The sequence below is a fragment of the Paracidovorax anthurii genome (genome assembly GCF_003269065.1).
GTDB lineage: Bacteria > Pseudomonadota > Gammaproteobacteria > Burkholderiales > Burkholderiaceae_C > Paracidovorax > Paracidovorax anthurii.
In genome coordinates, this window is the sequence record NZ_QLTA01000027.1 from 18275 (window position 1) to 35478 (window position 17204).

Below are 17204 nucleotides of genomic sequence, written 5' to 3' on the forward strand. Positions count from 1 at the left end.
GCGTCAGACGCTACATCGCACCTGCGCGAACGGCACCGGCGGAAAGCGCGTGGCCTGCACCGGCACGGATCGCAGGATCTCGGTGACCAGGATGTCCACCGCCTCGTCCAGCCGGCTGGAGATGTCGGGGACGATGTCGTAGGCCCCCTCGGGCGTGAGGGCCACCTGCGCGTCGGTGGCGTACACCCCGGGCAGGATGTGCTTGGCGCCCAGCGACTGCAGCACGGGCCGCAGCGCGTAGTCGAGCGCCAGCATGTGGTGCGGGCTGCCGCCGGTGGCCAGCGGCAGCACCGCCTTGCCCTTGAGCGCCGTCTGCGGCAGCAGGTCGAGGAACACCTTCAGCACGCCGCTGTAGGCCGCCTTGTACACGGGCGTGGCCACCACCAGCACGCTGGCCTGCGCCACCCGGTCCACCGCCTGGGCGATGGAGCGGTGGCCGGTGTCGGCCAGCAGCAGCGCCTGCGGCGAAAGATCGCGGATGTGCAGGCGGTGCACCTGGGCGCCGCGCACCGACAGCCGCAGGGACACGGTGTCCAGCAGCGCGGCCGAGCGCGAGCGCTCCGAGGGGCTTCCGGCGATCAGGAGAACGGACATGGGCAGGGGGCTTTCGTTCGAAGGGGGTGGGCGCGGGGCGGCGTCACTTCTTCGTGTAGATCTGGTCGAAGCTCCCGCCATCGGCGAAATGGTCCTTGTCCGCCTTGGTCCAGCCGCCGAACGCCTGATCGATGGTCACCAGCGTGAGCTTGGGGAACTGCGCGTCGTACTTGGCCTTGGCCTTCTCGCTCGTGGGGCGGTAGAAGTGCTTGCCGGCGATGTCCTGGGCCTCGTCGGAATACAGGTACTTCAGGTATTCCTCGGCCACGGTGCGCGTGCCCTTCTTGTCCACCACCTTGTCCACCACCGCCACGCTGGGCTCGGCCAGGATGGACAGCGAGGGTGCGACGATCTGGAACTTGTCGGCGCCGAACTCCTTGAGCGCCAGGAAGGCCTCGTTCTCCCAGGCCAGCAGCACGTCGCCCACGCCGCGCTGCACGAAGGTGATCGTGGAGCCGCGCGCGCCGGTGTCGAGCACCGGCACGTTCTTGTAGAGGTTGCCCACGAACTCCTTCGCCTTGGCGTCGCCGCCGTACTTGCGCTTGGCGAATTCCCAGGCGGCCAGGTAGTTCCAGCGCGCGCCGCCGGAGGTCTTGGGGTTGGGCGTGATCACCTGAACGCCGGGCTTGATGAGGTCGTCCCAGTCCTTGATGCCCTTGGGGTTGCCCTTCTTCACCAGGAACACGATGGTGGAGGTGTAGGGCGCCGAGTTGTGCGGCAGGCGCTTTTGCCAGTCCGCCTTGACGAGGCCGCCGTTCTTGACCAGCGCATCGATGTCGCCGCCCAGCGCCAGCGTGGCCACGTCGGCGTCGATGCCGTCGATGATCGAGCGCGCCTGCTTGCCCGAGCCGCCGTGCGACTGCTTGACCTGCACGTCCTGGCCCGTCTTGCCCTTCCAGTACTTCGCGAAGACCTGGTTGTATTCCACGTACAGCTCGCGCGTGGGGTCGTAGGACACGTTGAGCAACTGCACGGGCTGCTGGGCGAACACCGGCGCGCCGATGGCGGCCAGGGCGCCGGCCAGGAGGGCGGCGGCAGGAAACTTGATAAAGTCGCGGCGAAGGTTCATTGGAGGCTTTCTGGGGGAATCCGGTCACGGTGAAGCACCGATGCAGCGCATTCTGAAAGCCACTCTTCAAAACTGAAACTACTGAAATTTCAGTTTTAAATACCCAAAACATCTGTAGAACCTTTTCCTCCACAGAGAGCGCATGGCGCTGCGGGGTTTTCGGGGCCCGATATCCTTCGCGCTCGCTCCGCTTCGTCACTCTTTTTTCCCGTCAGAACAAGGAACCCACCCATGGCCCGTACCGTCCAGTGCATCAAACTCGGCAAGGAAGCCGAAGGCCTCGACTTCCCCCCCTATCCGGGCGAGCTGGGCAAGCGCATCTTCGAAAGCGTCAGCAAGGAGGCCTGGGCCGCATGGCTCAAGCACCAGACCATGCTGGTGAACGAGAACCGCCTCAACCTCGCCGACGCCCGCGCCCGCCAGTACCTCGCCCGCCAGATGGAGCAGCACTTCTTCGGCGGCGGCGCGGATGCCGCAGCGGGCTACGTGCCGCCCAGCGCCTGATCCCCCCTCCCCTCGCCCACCCGCCCGGCCCCGCCGGGCGTTCTTTTTCCAGCGCCAGGCGCTGGGAACGTGTTCACGATCTGATGCCGCGCAAGCCCGGGCCGCAGGCGCCGGCACCGGCCGGTGCGCGGCGCCGACAATCGGCGCCATGTCCGAACCCATCGACTGGCTCCCCGACGGAACCCCCTACAGCCCGCGCTTCGGCGACCGCTACCACAGCCACACGGGCCTCGCCCAGGCCCGCGAGGTCTTCCTGCACGGCTGCGGCCTGCCCGGGGCCTGGGCCGGGCAGCCGCAGTGGCGGGTGCTGGAGACCGGCTTCGGCTGCGGGCTGAACTTCCTCGCCACCTGGGCCGCATGGCAGGCCGATCCGGCCCGGCCCCGGCTGCTGCACTTCATCTCCTGCGAGGCCTTTCCCGTGGCGGCCGACGACCTGCTGCGCGCCACCGCCGGCCACCCCGACCTCGCCCCGCTCGCCCGCGCGCTGCACGCCCAGTTCTGGGGCCTGCTGCCGGGCGTGCACCGGCTGGCCTTCGAGGGCGGGCAGGTGCTGCTCACGCTCTGCATCGGCGATGCGCAGGCCATGCTGCGCCAGCAGCAGCCCGTGGCCGACTCGGTGTACCTGGACGGCTTCAGCCCCCAGGTCAATCCGGACCTCTGGGACCCGCACACCCTCAAGGCGGTGGCGCGCTGCTGCCGCCGCGGCACGCGGCTGGCCACCTGGTGCGTGGCGGGCGCCGTGCGCGGCGCGTTGGCCCAGTGCGGTTTCCATGTGCAGAAGGTGCCGGGGCTGCCACCCAAGCGCAGCAATCTGCAGGCCGTGTTCGACCCGGCCTGGGAGCCCCGCCCCTCCCGCCCCGACCTGCCCGACGTGCAGGTGCAGGGCGCGCCCTCGCAGGCGCTGGTCATCGGCGGGGGGCTCTCGGGCGCCGCGGTGGCGGCCAGCCTGGCGCGGCGCGGCTGGCAGGTGCGGGTGCTGGACGAAGCCATGGAGCCGGCGGCCGGCGCTTCGGGCCTGCCGGCGGGCGTGTTCGCGCCGCACGTGTCGCCCGACGACAGCCTGCTCTCGCGCCTGTCGCGCTGCGGCGTGCGGGCCACATTGCAGGCCGTGGCGCCCCTGACCGAGGGCGAGGACTGGAGCGCCTGCGGTGTGCTGGAGCACGAGGTGGACGGCAAGTCGCGCCTTCCGGCAGCATGGGCGCACGGCGCCGGCGCAGGCGCCGAATGGAGCCGCCCCGCCGATGCCGCGGCCTTGGCCGCCGCGGGCCTGCCGCCCGGCACGGTGGCCTACTGGCACGTGCGCGGAGGCTGGATCCGCCCGGCCCGGCTCGTGAATGCCCTGCTGGACCACCCGGCGATCGCCTGGCAGGGCGGCAGCGCCGTCGCACGCCTGGAACGCGTGCCCTCTCCCGGCGGCGGCACGCGCTGGCAGGCGCTCGACGGCAACGGCGCGCTGCTGGCCGAAGCGCCCCATGTGGTCATCGCGGCCGGCTACGGCAGCCGGCCCTGGCTGCCTGCGCGCTACCCCATCCACCCGCTGCGGGGCCAGGTGAGCTGGGGGCCGCGGGCACAGGGCCCGGTGGCGGCGTGGCCGCCCTTTCCCGTCAACGGCCACGGCAATCTGGTGCCGCAGGCCGGCCCGCCGGACGGCGCCATCTGGGTGATGGGCTCCACGTTCGAGCGCGGGCAGACCGGGCTGCCGCCCGCGCCCGAGGAACAGGCCGGGGCCCATGCGGCCAACGCGGTGAAGCTGGAGCGCCTGCTGCCGGCGCTGGCGCAGGGGCTCGCGCCCGCCATTGCGGGGCCGGGCGCCGCCCCCGGGCACTGGGCGGCCGTGCGCTGCACCGCGCCCGACCGCTTGCCCTTCGTGGGCCCGGTGGATGCGGCAGGCCAGCCCGGCCTCTGGGTCTGCGCCGCCATGGGCGCGCGCGGCCTCACGCTGTCGCAGCTCTGCGGCGAACTGCTGGCCGCCCGCATGGCGGGAGAACCACTGCCGGTGGACGTGCGCCTGGCGCGGGCGCTGTCCACCGAGCGGCTGTCCGGCGCCTGAGAGACGGGCGCACCGCCCCCGCCAAGCACCGCACGCCGCCTCAGCCCGGCGGCCCCTTCGCCTTCCTCGCCGGAATCCACACGCCGAGCATCGTCGCCGCCGCGAGCGCCAGCAGGCCCGTGACCGCGATGCCGCCGGCCAGCGAGGCCGTCGCCACCAGGGCCGACAGCAGCGCCGGCCCGCAGGAGCCGCCGACGTCCGACAGGAACCGCCACACCGCCAGGAAATACGCGCGGCCATGGCGCGGCGCGAAGTCCGCGCCCAGCGTCATGATCAGGCCCGACCCGATGCCGTTGCCGAAACCGATCGCCGTCGCGGCGATCAGCAGCGTCGTGAAACCGACCGTGAACGGCATCAGCAGCAGCGCCACGCCGATGATCGCCATCGACGGCACGGCGACCCAGCGGCGGCCCTTCAGGTCCATCACGCGGCCCGCCGGATAGAACAGCAGCATCTCGATGCCGCCGGAGATGCCGTAGATCATCGACGTCACCGCCGGCGCCAGCAGCAGATGGTCTGCCCACAGCGGAATCACCGCCTGCCGCGACGCCCGCACCGCGCTCACCAGCACCACGCCGAGGCCCAGCGTCAGGAAGACCTTCCGATGGTCCGCCACGATGGAGGCGAGACTCACCGGCGCGGGTGCGGGCGCGCCGGCGGGATGCGGCGGCGCCTTGAGGTCCGGCAACCTCGCCCCGATCGCCGCCGCCGCGATCACGCCCGCGATGCCGACGCCGAACGCGGCCTGCAGCCCGAAGGCATGCACCGCCGCCGCCGACAGGAACGGCCCGATGAACATGCCGATCCGCATCACGCCGCCCAGCGTCGACAAGGCCCGCGCGCGATAGGCCGCCGGCACGGCCTCGGTGAGGTAGCTCTGCCGCGCCAGGTTGTAGATGGCCTGCGACATGCCCACCATGAAGCAGCCGATCGCCAGCGGCACCACGCCGGGCAGAAGCACGGCCAGCGCCATGCCCAGCGCGCTCCACACGCCCGCGGCGACGATCGCCCAGCGCTCGCCCCAGCGCATGGTGATCACCGACGCCGGGATGTTGTTCAGCAGGGACCCCAGCCCGATCAGCGTCACCACGAAGGCCGCCATCGACACCGACGCCCCCAGTTCCCGCGCCAGCAGCGGCACGATCGGCAGGATGGCGCCCTCGCCCAGCCCGAACAGCAGCGACGGTCCGAAGGCCGGCACGGCGATCCGGCGCAACGAGAAGCCGGAAGCGTCGGCACTGGCGGTGAGGGGGGTGGGCATGTCGGTCATGGGCGCGGGGCAGCGGCGAGGCAGGGGGCAAGGTCTGTGCCGACGATACGCGAAGCCCGGGGCCCCTGCCGCGCTTCGCCCCGGCCCCAAGCGTGCCCCGGACTTCGAGGACCGGCTTCGCCCAGCCCCGACGACGCCGCCACATCGGCGCCCGCCTCGCCCGATCCGCTGTCAAGCGGCGGCCCTCCACGACCGGGAAGAATTCCATTGATATACATATATCGATATACCAGCAGGAACAAACAATAGTTTGAAACCATAAGACAAACGCCTAAAGTCACGCCCCATGCACGATTTGGCGTTTGTCTTCGCGGGGTTCGCGGTGGGCCTGATCGTCGGCCTCACCGGGGTCGGCGGCGGCTCGCTGATGACGCCCGTGCTCATCTTCTTCTTCGGCGTGAAGCCCCACCTGGCCATCGGCACGGACCTGCTGTTCGCGGCCTTCACCAAGATGGGCGGCACCGTGAGCCTGGCGCGCCAGCGCCTCGTGCCCTGGCGCGTGGTGGGCCTGCTGTGCGCGGGCAGCCTGCCGGCGGCGGTGCTCTCGCTGTGGGCCCTGCGCGCCCTGGGGCCCGCCAGCGGCACCGCCCAGGGCATCATGACGACCACCCTCGGCGTGGCGCTGCTGCTCACCGCCGCGGCCACGCTCTACAAGGCCTTCGTGTTCTCGCCCGCCCGCCAGGCCGCCGAGCGGGCGGCGCGGCAGGACCGGGGCGCGCAGGCCGACCGCCCCCGCCACTGGAGCCTGCCCGTGCTGCTGGGCGCGGTGATCGGCACGCTGGTCACCTTCACCTCGGTGGGCGCGGGCGCCATCGGCGTTACCGTGCTGCTGATGGTGTTCCCGCTGCTGCCGCTGCCGCGCGTCATCGCTGCCGACATCGCCTATGCCGTGCCGCTCACCCTGGTGGCCGGACTGGGCCACGCCACGCTCGGCTCCGTGGACTGGCCGCTGCTGGCCCAGTTGCTGGCCGGCTCCCTGCCCGGCATCTGGCTGGGCTCGCGCCTCGTGTCCCGCGCGCCCGAGCGGCTCATCCGCTCGGCGCTCTCCGTGCTGCTCGCCTGGGCGGGCGCCAAACTGGTTCTGATCTGAGTGCGCCCCACGCGCACAGCCCCACCATGTACCAATACACAGAATTCGACCAACAGTTCATCCGCCTGCGCGCGGACCAGTACCGCGATCAGCTCGACCGCTTCCATGCCGGCAAGCTCTCGGGCGACGAGTTCAAGCCGCTGCGCCTGCAGAACGGCTGGTACGTGCAGCGCTACGCCCCCATGCTGCGCGTGGCAGTGCCCTATGGCGAGCTCTCCAGCGCGCAGCTGCGCGTGCTGGCCCGCATCGCGCGCGAATACGACCGCCCCGACGACGCCCTGCTGGCCGAAGCGCAGGCCACGCAGGAAAAGCTCGGCGACATCCCGCTGGCCGACGGCCGGCGCATCGGCACCCAGCTGAAGTACGGCTACGGCCACTTCACCACGCGCACCAACGTGCAATACAACTGGATTCCGCTCGACAAGAGCGCCGACGTGATGGACCTGCTGGCCTCGGTGCACATGCACGGCATCCAGACCAGCGGCAACTGCATCCGCAACATCACCAGCGACGCGCTCGCCGGCATCGCCGCCGACGAGATCGCCGACCCGCGCCCCTTCGCCGAGATCCTGCGCCAGTGGAGCACGCTGCACCCCGAGTTCGCCTTCCTGCCGCGCAAGTTCAAGGTGTCGCTCAACGGCGCGCGGGAAGACCGTGCCGCGCTGGGCTGGTACGACGTGGGCCTGCAGCTCGTGAAGAACGACGCGGGCGAGCTGGGCTTCCAGGTGCGCGTGGGCGGCGGAATGGGCCGCACGCCGGTCATCAGCCCCGTGGCGCGCGAGTTCCTGCCCTGGAACCAGCTCATGAACTACCTGGAGGCCGTGATCCGCGTCTACAACCGCTACGGCCGCCGCGACAACCTCTGGAAGGCACGCATCAAGATCCTCGTGAAGTCCGAGGGCCAGACCTACATCGACCAGGTGGAAGAGGAATTCCGCCAGATCGTCGAGGCGGAAGGCGGCCCCCACACCATCACCCAGGCCGAATACGACCGCGTGGCCGCCTGCTTCCACGACCCCGTGCCCGACCTGGGCGGGGCCGATGCCGAAAGCCAGACCCTGTCGCTGCTGCGCGCCGCCGCCGAGGGCGACACGGGCTTCGCGCGCTGGCTCACGCGCAACGTGCTGCCGCACCGCCACCCGCTGCTGCGCGCCGTGGTGCTGTCGTTCAAGCGCGTGGGCTATTCGCCGGGCGACGCCACGGCCGACCAGATGGACGCGGCCGCGGACCTGGCCGACCGCTTCTCGTGCGGCGAGGCGCGCGTGACGCACGAGCAGAACCTCGTGCTGCCCTGGGTGCGCGCCGACCAGCTGCCCGCGCTCTACCAGGAGGCCCGCGCGCTGGGCCTCGCGCAGCCCAACATCGGCCTGCTCACCGACATGATCGCCTGCCCCGGCGGCGACTTCTGCTCGCTGGCCAACGCGCGCTCGCTGCCCATCGCCGAGGCGATCACCGAGCGCTACCAGGACCTCGACGAGCTGTGGGACCTGGGCCAGATCGACCTGCACATCAGCGGCTGCATCAACTCCTGCGGCCACCACCACAGCGGCCACATCGGCATCCTGGGCGTGGACAAGGACGGCAAGGAGTGGTACCAGATCACGCTCGGCGGCGCCGACGGCACCGACCTCTCGGGCCCCGCCGTGCCCGGCAAGATCATCGGCCCCTCGTTCAGCGCGGCCGAGGTGCCGGGCGTGATCGAGGCGCTGCTCGCCACCTACCGCGCCGAGCGCCAGCCGCTGCCCGCCGATGCGCCCGGCTCCGCGCTGGGCCAGAAGCACGAGCACTTCATCGACACCGTGCGCCGCGTGGGCATCGAGCCCTTCAAGGCCGCCGCCAACGCCGCGCGCCACCCGGCCGAGGCCGTGTCCGCCTGAACCGGCCAGCACGCCCTCCCAGAGAGTTCACTATGAAAATAATAGCAGCCCACGACCATTCGACGACGACCCCGGGCCAGAACGTGCTCGAAATGCCGAACGACGCCGACCCGCTCGCGCAGGACCTCGCCGGCATCGACCGCATCGACCTGCACTTCCCCAAGTTCACCGACGGCCGCGCGTTCAGCCAGGCACGCCTGCTGCGCCAGCGCCGCCAGTTCCGGGGCGAGATCCGCGCCACGGGCGACGTGCTGATCGACCAGCTCGTGCAGATGGCGCGCTGCGGCTTCGACGTGGCCGTGCTGCGCGAGGGCGTCGATCTGGCCGACGCGCAGCGCCAGTTCGACCGCTTCCACGCCTTCTACCAGGGCGACGTCGCGCACCCCCTGCCGCACTTCAGAGATGCCGCCTGACGCGGCACCCCTTCCACGTCCACGAGCCCGCCGCATGAACGCCCGCACCGAACCCCAAGTGCTGAACCAGCTCAGCAACCGCCACCTCGACGCGCTCGAGGAGGAGACCATCTTCATCCTGCGCGAGGTGGCTGCCGCCTTCGAGCGCCCCACCCTGCTGTTCTCGGGCGGCAAGGATTCGCTGGTGATGCTCAAGTGCGCCGAGAAGGCCTTCGGCGCGGGCCGCATCCCCTACCCGCTGCTGATGATCGACACGGGCCACAACTTCCCCGAGGTCACGGACTTCCGCGACTTCCGCGCGAAGGAGCTGGGCGCCGAACTCATCGTGCGCAGCGTGGAGGATTCGATGGCGCGCGGCACCGTGCGCCTCGCCCACCCCGGCGAGAGCCGCAACGTGCACCAGTCGGTGACGCTGCTGGAGGCCATCGAGGAATTCCGCTTCGACGCGCTCATCGGCGGCGCGCGCCGCGACGAGGAGAAGGCCCGCGCCAAGGAGCGCATCTTCTCGCACCGCGACAGCTTCGGCCAATGGCAGCCCAAGGCCCAGCGGCCCGAGCTGTGGACGCTGTTCAACACGCGCCTGGCTCCCGGCGAGCACTTCCGCGTGTTCCCGATCAGCAACTGGACCGAGCTGGACGTGTGGCAGTACATCGACCGCGAAGCCATCGCCCTGCCCTCGCTCTACTACACGCACCCGCGCCAGGTGGTCGAGCGCAAGGGCCTGCTCGTGCCCGTGACCGAACTCACGCCGCCGCGCGAGGGCGAGGAAGTGGTCACGCGCGACGTGCGCTTCCGCACCGTGGGCGACATCACCTGCACCTGCCCCGTGGCGAGCGGCGCCGCCACGGCGGCCGACATCGTCATCGAGACCCTGGCCGCCGAGGTCAGCGAGCGCGGCGCCACGCGCATGGACGACAAGACCTCCGACGCCTCGATGGAAAAGCGCAAGAAGGACGGGTATTTCTGATGAGAACTACCAATTCGATAGCAAACAACGCAGCAAACACGGCGACATCCGGCCATTCCGACCACAATGCGGCGCTGCGCTTCATCACGTGCGGCAGCGTGGACGACGGCAAGAGCACGCTCATCGGCCGCCTGCTGGTGGACAGCCGCGCCGTGCTGCAGGACCACCTGGCCGGCGTGACGCGCGGCGGCGAGACCGATCTCGCGCTGCTCACCGACGGCCTGAGCGCCGAGCGCGAGCAGGGCATCACCATCGACGTGGCCTACCGCTACTTCGCCACCGAGACGCGCAAGTTCATCATCGGCGACGCGCCGGGCCATGAGCAGTACACCCGCAACATGGTCACCGCCGCCTCCAGCGCCGACGCGGCCGTGGTGCTGGTCGATGCGACCAAGCTCGACTGGCGCGACCCGCAGCTCGCCCTGCTGCCGCAGACGCGCCGCCACTCGCTGCTGGTGCACCTGCTGCGCGTGCATTCGCTGGTCTTCGCCGTGAACAAGCTCGACGCCGTGGAAGACCCCGCGCTCGCCTGGAAGCACATCCGCGCCGCGCTCGAAGCCTTCGCCCAGGCCGCCGGCATCGCCGCGCGCGCCACCGTGCCCGTCTCGGCGCTCAAGGGCTGGAACGTGGTGGACGCCCAGCCCGGCTGGTGCGGCTACGAAGGCCCGAGCCTGCTGCAGATCCTGGAGCAGCTGCCGCACACGCCCGCCGACACGGGCCTGGCGCTCGCCTTCCCCGTGCAGTGGGTCGAGAAGTTCTCGTCTTCCGCCGACACCACCCAGGGCCGCCGCGTGTTCTGGGGCCGCGTGGCCTCGGGCCAGGTCGCGCCGGGCACGGCCGTGCAGATCTTCCCGAGCGGCCAGCTCGCGCAGGTGGCCCAGGTGCTGGACCACGCGCGCCGCCCGCAGGCCGTGGAGGCCGGCACCAGCGCCGGCATCGTCCTCGACCGCGAGGTGGACGTCTCGCGCGGCGACTGGATCATCGCCGCACCCGCCCCGGCGCCGGCCGCGGCCGACGATTTCGATGCGCCCGCGCCCGTGCCCGCCTGGCCCGCGCGCCGCGAAATCCGGGCCACGGTGGCCTGGATGGACGACGAGCCCCTGGTCGCCGGCCGCGTGTACTGGGCGCTGCACGGCCACCGCTGGGTGAAAGCCAAGGCGCAGCGCGTGGTGCACCGCCTCAACATCCACACCCTGGCCGAGGAGGACGCCTCGCAGCTCGAACCCAACGCCATCGGCCACGTGGACCTGCTGCTGCAGGAAGCCCTGCCCGCCGCCCCCTTCGGGCAGGCGCGCGTGCTGGGCTCGCTGATCCTCGTGGACACCGCCAGCCACCGCACCGCGGCGGCCGTGCTCGTGAACTGACCCGCGGGCCGGCACGAAGCTCCACACCATTGCCTGACTTCCCGCGATGGCGCAAGGGGCGGCGCCGGGCCCCGGGCCCGAACCGCCCTAAAATTGCGGGTTACCCCCGATCCAGAAATCTCCTCTCATGACTCACGTCGTCTCTGAAAACTGCATCAAGTGCAAGTACACCGATTGTGTGGACGTGTGCCCCGTGGACTGCTTCCGCGAAGGTCCGAACTTCCTCGTGATCGACCCCGACGAGTGCATCGACTGCGCCGTGTGCATCCCCGAGTGCCCGGCCAACGCCATCTACGCCGAGGAAGACCTGCCCGCCGATCAGCAGGCGTTCATCAAGATCAATGCCGAGCTCGCCCCGCAGTGGAAGAGCATCACCAAGCGCAAGGCCTCGCTGCCCGATGCCGACGAGTGGAACGGCAAGCCCGGCAAGGTCTCCGACCTGGTCCGCTGACCCTGCGCCCCTGAACCCGGTGCCCGCCCCTTCTTCCACCGCCCCCATCGCCGCGGATGCCGTGGTCATCGGCGCGGGCCCGGTGGGCCTCTTCCAGGTCTTCCAGCTCGGCCTGCAGGGCATCAAGGCCCACGTGATCGATGCGCTGCCGCACGTCGGCGGCCAGTGCGCCGAGCTGTACGCGGACAAGCCCATCTACGACATTCCCGGCGTGCCGGTCTGCACCGGCCGCGAACTGGTCGCGCTGCTGTCGCGGCAGATCGCGCCCTTCGCGCCCCGCCTGCATCTCTCCCAGCAGGTCGCCACGCTGCAGCCCGGGCCCGACGGCCAGTTCCTGCTGGCCACCACCGCCGGCACCACCTTCCTGGCCCGCACCGTGGTCATCGCCGCCGGCGTGGGCGCCTTCGTGCCCCGCACGCTCAAGATCGAGGGCATCGAGCGCTTTCTTGGCACGCAGGTCTTCCACCACGAAGAGCCGGCCGACACGGCGGGCCGGCACGTGGTCGTGCACGGCGGCGAGGACACCGCCGTGGCACGCGCCATCGCGAGCGCGGAGGCCGGCCCCCAGGCCGCCGCCAGCGTCATGCTGCTGCACCGCCGCGATGCCTTCCAGGCCGCGCCCGAAGCCCTGGCCCGCCTGCGGGCGCTGCGCGAGAGCGGCCGCATCCAGGTGGTCGCCGGGCAGATCACCGGCCTCGAAACCGCCGCGCAGCCATCACTGCCGGGCGGCCTGCTCGCCGCTCTGAAGGTCCTCGACCCCCAGGGCACGGAGCAGCGGCTGCCGCTCGACACCCTGCTCCTGTGCCTGGGCATCTCCCCGCGCCTGGGGCCCATCGCCGACTGGGGCCTCGCCATGGAGCGCAAGCAGTTGGCCGTGGACACGGCCACGTTCTCGGCGGGCGTGCCGGGCCTCTACGCCGTGGGCGACATCAACACCTACCCGGGCAAGCGCAAGCTCATCCTCTGCGGCTTCCACGAGGCCACGCTCGCGGCCTTCGCGGCGGCGGAGCACATCTCGGGCGCCCCGGTGGCGCTGCAATACACGACCACCAGCACCCGGCTGCACGAAAGACTGGGGGTCACGCCCCCATCGGCCCCGGCCCGTTGATCCGGATACCCCGCTGATACGGGGTTGCCATCCAGGAGAGAACAAGGCGCGAAGCTGCAGACAGTGCCGTAGCGCGGCTAGGCGAAGCAACGCAGTGATCTCCTGGATTGCAGGCCCGCATGAAAAAAGCAAAGGCCCATCTGCATGCATGCAGATGGGCCCGTGCCCCGCACCGCTTCCCCCTCAGGAATGGCACGGCTTCTTCTTTTAGCGATGCACTCGCTTCTCCTCCCCGGCTTGGTCAGCCGTTTTCTTTCTTCAATCAGCAATCACCTGCAGACCCGCTCCGAGCCGGTGGGCCTGCAGACAATGTGTTCCCAGCTCCCGCAGGAACGCGCTCAGCGGGCCCTGCGACGAAAACCGGGCCAGAACCGCCTCGCACTCCTCACTCCAGCGCAACAGGTCGGCTCCCTCGACAAGCATCTCCGCCGATGCACCGTAGTAGTGCTTCCAGAACGTGAACAGGGGCCCCTCTGCGGGGGCGGTGTCCATCACATCCCGGTAGTGCGACTCCCACAGAGACTCCGGCTGCCACAGATCCGCAACTTCCGCGCCCCCGCCCTGCGGCTTCGCGGCGGTGATCAACGTGATGCGTCTCACGGCGCGCGCTCCAGGGGCCAGACCCTCTTAATCAGCAAGTCGGCGGCGCATTGGAGGACTCGGGAAACTCGGTCACGACGTTGCCGCTGGTGTCCATGATCATTCGCCCGCAGCGCTGGCCCGCCGTGCCCACCACCTTGCCCAGGTTCGCGTCATACCGGATACGGCCATCGGGCTGGACGACGCGGTACTTGCTCGGAGCGGACTGGACCATGCGGCAGAACTGCTGCGCCGATGCGGCGTTCTGGCAATACACGCCCAGGAGCTGGTCCGCCCCCGACGACGGAGTGCAATGCCGCTGGTAGATGTGGTTGAACGCGGATTGCGAGACGGTGCACGGGGCATCCGCTGCAGCCGCCGCTTCGGCCGCCACGGCGACTTCTGCCTTCGGGGCGCTTTGCGGAGCCGTCTGGCATGCGCTGAGCACGGCACCCGCCAGCAGGTATCCGCAGGCGCGCATCAAAAAACGTTGTGGCTGCATAGGGTTCTTCTCTCTTGAACGGTCCATGGCGCAGGAGGATTTCTCACCCCTGGCGCCCCCTCTGTTCCAACCGGGCTTGTCTGGATGTCTGCGTCTCGTGACGCGGTAGCCCGTAATTTAGAGAAGAACCGGGCAGCAGCCCATTACAAGAGATTACAAAACCGGTGCCAGCAACTCGCCTTCCGGCAGCCCGCATTTGCGGATACGGAACGCGTGGTCTCCGAAGCGCACCTCGCCCCGGCGGCGCTCCACCACCGTATCCCGCGCGATGCCGAGCGCGTTCTGGATCTGCCGGCGTGCCCGAAAGAGCTGGATGTTCAGATGGGGAACATCCACGCCCAGCATGCGTGCCAGATCCTCGATACCGAGCCAGCCCTGGCTGGGAGGGGGCAATCCGCGCCGGGCATCCTGCAGGCGATGCCGCGCCAGCGTGGCAAGCGTGTAGTGGTGGATGCGCTCGCCCAGCGGCAGGTCCCGGCCTTCGAGATGGATGTCCAGGTTGACATGCTCCTCGTTCTGGCTCAGGTGAAAGTCGAACACCGCCGCCGGCGAGGCCGATACCGGCGGTGTACGGGGAAGATCCTGCGTGATGCCGAGGTCTTCGCAGAGGATGAACTCCCAGCGCTGGCTTCCCGCCTGCACGATATGGCCGTCGAGCAGCGGAACCACGCGGTCCATGCGATCCCACCACCAGCGCCCCTCCAGCTGGAACACGTTGGAATCGGCCTGCGAAGGGTTGGGCAGCAGGTTCTCCTGCGCATCCAGCACCCGCAGCACGCCTTCGCCCCCCGGCGGCCAGAGGCCCGTCCTGGGCGCAGACGCATCGATCAGGCTCCACGCGCCGGCGGACGACGCACCGAAACGGATCTCCGACCCCACCTGCAAGCCATGCCACTGGGCGGGGGCCAGCCGCTGCCCGTCCAGCAAGGTGCCATTGCGGCTCTGGTCGCACAGCTCCCACCGCGTGCCGGACCAGCGCACCAGGGCGTGGAGCTTGGAGATGTCGGCCTCCTGCAGCACGGTGCGGCATGAGTCCGGATGCCGGCCAAAGGTATGCAGAGGGCGGAGCACCATGCTCCGTCCGCTCGGAAGGTTGCGCAAAATCGCCATCGTGCTCTGTCAGGACGCGTTCAAATCAGACGTACAGGGGCCACGGATTGAGTTCTTCCTCTTTCAGCGCGGCATCGCGCCACCCCATCGCCACGGGCACGCGGTACAGCCGCGGATTCGCGAGCTCCGGCCAGATATGGCATGCGCCGGGCAGCGTGGTCTTGACGGTGCGCAGCGGGATGTCCGGGCGCGAATAGTCGTGCACCACCACCTCCATGCCGCATTCCCGGACCGCCGCCACGCAGGCCGCGATGTCCGCACTGATGCCCAAGCCTTGTTCATCCTCGCCGGATCGGCGCGTGCCCCTGGTCCGCCGATTATCCTGCCCGGCAGGCCACAAAAACAGGGGGGACGCGCCACGCAGGCCATTCCAGTGCGCCGGCAGCGTCTTGCCCACGGCCACGAGCTGCACGAGTTCCGTCAAGGCCCGCTCGCAGGCCATGGCCGCATCCAGGCTGCACCCGAAGCCCAGCGCCCAGGCCCCGTCTCGCTGCCCCACGGCGGCCACCACGGGAATCCCCAGGTCGTGGGTCAAGTCCAGCGCCCAGAACGACCATTCGGGCCCCAGCGTGCGCTGCACGAGGCGCACTTGCCCCGCCGCCACGCGGTCCAGATCGAAAGCCGGCATCGGCAGTTCGTTGTACCACCAGATGGCCGTCGCATCCCGCTCGACCACTTCCAGCAGCCCTTGCAGGACGGCCTCCTCGATGCAGTTGCCGGCGGCGCATCCGTTCGAGTTCCACTCACCATGGCGCGACCAGCGCCCGGCCACGCCCGAATAGCAGTGGGCCAGCGGCAGGAAGCACGGGGCATCGCGGGTCAAGGACCATGCCGGAGCCCACGCCAAGGCCTCGGCAGGCCCATGGGGAACGAGCCGCCGCACGCGATCATCCTGCGCACCGGGCCGGGCACGCTGTCGGTCGCTGATGAACACGAGGGCCTCCGGGCCGAAGCCCGGGCCGGGCAGATCCGCCGGCCGCGCCTCGGTCCAGGCCTCGTCGCCCTGAAAGCACGCCGCATAGCGCTCGACGGCCTCGCACAGCGCGCTTGCCTGGGCCTGGATATCCGTCATGCCCTTGCCCAGGCACCAGCGCGCGGCAGCGGGCCATCCGTCCGGGCCGCACACGGGATGGAAGGCACTGCGATAGACGGCAATGGCATCCACCGCCCCCCGGGGCAGCGGAGTGCATTCCGTCACCACGCCCGCGACCCCATCGACCCACGGCAGCAAGGACTGAACGGTCGCCTCTGGCGTGACGGATCGGGCCCCTCCATGCGCGCCCGCCAGGGCGCGCACGGCGCCGGGGCGCACCGGATGGCGGGCCTGCCGCCCCATCCAGCCAGGATCGCCGCAACCATCGCACTGCGGCCGGCTCCGCACCCCGTGCCACTGCGGCGTGCCGCCCTCGCCGTCCCTGAGCGTGGCAAAACGCCCCGGAACGGCTTCGGACACCAGCCGGCGCAGTGCGTCCCGCATCCCGTCCAGCCGCGTCCGGGCCGCTTGCAGATTCCAGGGCAGGGGCACCAGCCCGTGGGAGTCGGGCGACTCCCGCGCCAGCCAGTCGCGCTCGGGGCTGTTGCGCCGCAGACGGTGCAAGAAGCAATGCCAGCAGGGCCCCTCCTGCCCCGCCGTGTCGAGCAGCGGCCCGGCGATCGCCACCGAGCCGCCCACGCGCACAGGCAGCCACCACCGCGGCTGGCCGGGGCCGCGCGCTTGCGCCCACGCATCCTTCAGCCGGGGGTCGAAGTAGTCGTCGCACACCAGCACGTGCAGATCGCCGGCGTCCGTGCCAGTGCACGCCGCCAGCCAGTCACTCCACGGAAAGCCCTCCACGGCCCCCGGTTGGCGGGTCAGCAGCGTCACGCGCCCGGCGGTGGTGGCGTGCCGCAGCGGTGGCACCTGCACGTCCGGAACGAACCATCCGGCCCTTTCCGCGCCCCGCTCGACCAGATAGCCTTGCCGCCCCAGCGACTCCATGGCCCACAGCAGGCCGGGCACGTGCCGGGGATCGCCACCGGCAGCGCACCACGCCGCCGGGGACAACCCGCTGGCGACCAGGTGGGCGAGGACGCCGACCTGCGCGAGCGGAAAACGGAGTGCGCCCCCCTCCTCCACCAGCACGAGGTCGGAGGAAGATTCCCCATGGACTTCGGCCCCGGGCAGTACCGGACGGAATCTGGGGTGCCAGTCAGGCACGGAATGGAACCAATCCATGGTCGTTCGTGGGTTCGGCGCGACTCTGGGCTGCGGGCGGC

The 17204-nt window shown here is 70.5% G+C and carries 16 protein-coding genes; 9 read left to right on the forward strand and 7 right to left on the reverse strand.

The features are described 5' to 3' along the window. Window positions 1-3: 3 nt before the first annotated feature. The gene (ssuE, locus tag AX018_RS13915) at window positions 4-594 is read right to left on the reverse strand and encodes an NADPH-dependent FMN reductase (RefSeq protein ID WP_111878035.1); all 591 of its coding nucleotides are present in this window, start codon (window positions 592-594) and stop codon (window positions 4-6) included. Between the two features lie 43 nt (window positions 595-637). Next, window positions 638-1663, reverse strand: a complete 1026-nt coding sequence (locus AX018_RS13920; protein ID WP_111878038.1) for a sulfate ABC transporter substrate-binding protein — start codon at window positions 1661-1663, stop codon at window positions 638-640. 231 nt (window positions 1664-1894) lie between these two features. On the opposite strand from AX018_RS13920, the gene AX018_RS13925 reads away from it, so the two are divergent. Together AX018_RS13925 and mnmC are read left to right on the forward strand one after the other, a co-directional pair. After that, window positions 1895-2167, forward strand: coding sequence for an oxidative damage protection protein (locus AX018_RS13925; protein ID WP_111878040.1), 273 nt, complete (start codon window positions 1895-1897; stop codon window positions 2165-2167). A gap of 148 nt (window positions 2168-2315) precedes the next feature. Continuing rightward, entirely contained in the window at window positions 2316-4217 is a 1902-nt protein-coding gene (gene mnmC / locus AX018_RS13930; protein WP_111878042.1) for a bifunctional tRNA (5-methylaminomethyl-2-thiouridine)(34)-methyltransferase MnmC2/FAD-dependent 5-carboxymethylaminomethyl-2-thiouridine(34) oxidoreductase MnmC1, read from the forward strand. Between the two features lie 40 nt (window positions 4218-4257). Here mnmC and AX018_RS13935 read toward each other — a convergent pair whose 3' ends face one another. Beyond that, window positions 4258-5478 (reverse strand): MFS transporter, encoded by a 1221-nt coding sequence (locus AX018_RS13935; protein ID WP_415842143.1) that lies wholly within the window; start codon window positions 5476-5478, stop codon window positions 4258-4260. Between the two features lie 295 nt (window positions 5479-5773). On the opposite strand from AX018_RS13935, the gene AX018_RS13940 reads away from it, so the two are divergent. The 7 genes from AX018_RS13940 (at window position 5774) to AX018_RS13970 (ending at window position 12757) form a co-directional block, all read left to right on the forward strand. Further along, on the forward strand, window positions 5774-6577 hold the full coding sequence (locus AX018_RS13940; RefSeq protein WP_111878048.1) for a sulfite exporter TauE/SafE family protein: 804 nt from the start codon (window positions 5774-5776) through the stop codon (window positions 6575-6577). Between the two features lie 26 nt (window positions 6578-6603). After that, on the forward strand, window positions 6604-8454 hold the full coding sequence (locus tag AX018_RS13945; RefSeq protein WP_111878051.1) for a nitrite/sulfite reductase: 1851 nt from the start codon (window positions 6604-6606) through the stop codon (window positions 8452-8454). A 32-nt stretch (window positions 8455-8486) separates the two neighbouring features. Then, entirely contained in the window at window positions 8487-8867 is a 381-nt protein-coding gene (locus AX018_RS13950; RefSeq protein WP_111878054.1) for a DUF934 domain-containing protein, read from the forward strand. A 34-nt stretch (window positions 8868-8901) separates the two neighbouring features. Next, window positions 8902-9834, forward strand: a complete 933-nt coding sequence (gene cysD / locus AX018_RS13955) for a sulfate adenylyltransferase subunit CysD (protein ID WP_111878056.1) — start codon at window positions 8902-8904, stop codon at window positions 9832-9834. Continuing rightward, window positions 9834-11198 (forward strand): GTP-binding protein, encoded by a 1365-nt coding sequence (locus AX018_RS13960; protein ID WP_111878058.1) that lies wholly within the window; start codon window positions 9834-9836, stop codon window positions 11196-11198. Before cysD ends, AX018_RS13960 begins: the two co-directional genes overlap by 1 nt. A gap of 127 nt (window positions 11199-11325) precedes the next feature. After that, on the forward strand, window positions 11326-11649 hold the full coding sequence (fdxA, locus tag AX018_RS13965; protein WP_111878061.1) for a ferredoxin FdxA: 324 nt from the start codon (window positions 11326-11328) through the stop codon (window positions 11647-11649). Between the two features lie 19 nt (window positions 11650-11668). Further along, the gene (locus AX018_RS13970; RefSeq protein ID WP_245951552.1) at window positions 11669-12757 is read left to right on the forward strand and encodes an NAD(P)/FAD-dependent oxidoreductase; all 1089 of its coding nucleotides are present in this window, start codon (window positions 11669-11671) and stop codon (window positions 12755-12757) included. 258 nt (window positions 12758-13015) lie between these two features. Here AX018_RS13970 and AX018_RS13975 read toward each other — a convergent pair whose 3' ends face one another. The 4 genes from AX018_RS13975 to AX018_RS13990 all read right to left on the reverse strand — a co-directional run bounded on the left by AX018_RS13975 (window position 13016) and on the right by AX018_RS13990 (window position 17163). Further along, window positions 13016-13357, reverse strand: coding sequence for a hypothetical protein (locus tag AX018_RS13975; protein ID WP_111878066.1), 342 nt, complete (start codon window positions 13355-13357; stop codon window positions 13016-13018). Between the two features lie 31 nt (window positions 13358-13388). Then, window positions 13389-13838: a hypothetical protein gene (locus AX018_RS13980; protein ID WP_146749317.1), complete on the reverse strand. Its 450-nt coding sequence runs from the start codon at window positions 13836-13838 to the stop codon at window positions 13389-13391. 153 nt (window positions 13839-13991) lie between these two features. Beyond that, entirely contained in the window at window positions 13992-14912 is a 921-nt protein-coding gene (locus AX018_RS13985; RefSeq protein WP_245951553.1) for an FHA domain-containing protein, read from the reverse strand. Window positions 14913-14973: 61 nt separating this feature from the next. Beyond that, entirely contained in the window at window positions 14974-17163 is a 2190-nt protein-coding gene (locus AX018_RS13990; protein WP_111878074.1) for a TOMM precursor leader peptide-binding protein, read from the reverse strand. Between the last annotated feature and the right edge of the window lie 41 nt (window positions 17164-17204).

Excerpts from the sequence above, each read along its gene's own strand:
- ssuE (WP_111878035.1), bottom strand. The coding sequence starts at position 594 with ATGTCCGTTCTCCTGATCGCCGGAAGCCCCTCGGAGCGCTCGCGCTCG.
- AX018_RS13980 (WP_146749317.1), bottom strand. The coding sequence starts at position 13,838 with ATGCAGCCACAACGTTTTTTGATGCGCGCCTGCGGATACCTGCTGGCG.
- AX018_RS13920 (WP_111878038.1), bottom strand. The coding sequence starts at position 1,663 with ATGAACCTTCGCCGCGACTTTATCAAGTTTCCTGCCGCCGCCCTCCTG.
- mnmC (WP_111878042.1), top strand. The coding sequence starts at position 2,316 with ATGTCCGAACCCATCGACTGGCTCCCCGACGGAACCCCCTACAGCCCG.
- AX018_RS13925 (WP_111878040.1), top strand. The coding sequence starts at position 1,895 with ATGGCCCGTACCGTCCAGTGCATCAAACTCGGCAAGGAAGCCGAAGGC.
- AX018_RS13990 (WP_111878074.1), bottom strand. The coding sequence starts at position 17,163 with ATGGATTGGTTCCATTCCGTGCCTGACTGGCACCCCAGATTCCGTCCG.
- AX018_RS13950 (WP_111878054.1), top strand. The coding sequence starts at position 8,487 with ATGAAAATAATAGCAGCCCACGACCATTCGACGACGACCCCGGGCCAG.
- AX018_RS13935 (WP_415842143.1), bottom strand. The coding sequence starts at position 5,478 with ATGCCCACCCCCCTCACCGCCAGTGCCGACGCTTCCGGCTTCTCGTTG.
- AX018_RS13985 (WP_245951553.1), bottom strand. The coding sequence starts at position 14,912 with ATGGTGCTCCGCCCTCTGCATACCTTTGGCCGGCATCCGGACTCATGC.
- AX018_RS13945 (WP_111878051.1), top strand. The coding sequence starts at position 6,604 with ATGTACCAATACACAGAATTCGACCAACAGTTCATCCGCCTGCGCGCG.
- AX018_RS13940 (WP_111878048.1), top strand. The coding sequence starts at position 5,774 with ATGCACGATTTGGCGTTTGTCTTCGCGGGGTTCGCGGTGGGCCTGATC.
- cysD (WP_111878056.1), top strand. The coding sequence starts at position 8,902 with ATGAACGCCCGCACCGAACCCCAAGTGCTGAACCAGCTCAGCAACCGC.
- AX018_RS13960 (WP_111878058.1), top strand. The coding sequence starts at position 9,834 with ATGAGAACTACCAATTCGATAGCAAACAACGCAGCAAACACGGCGACA.
- fdxA (WP_111878061.1), top strand. The coding sequence starts at position 11,326 with ATGACTCACGTCGTCTCTGAAAACTGCATCAAGTGCAAGTACACCGAT.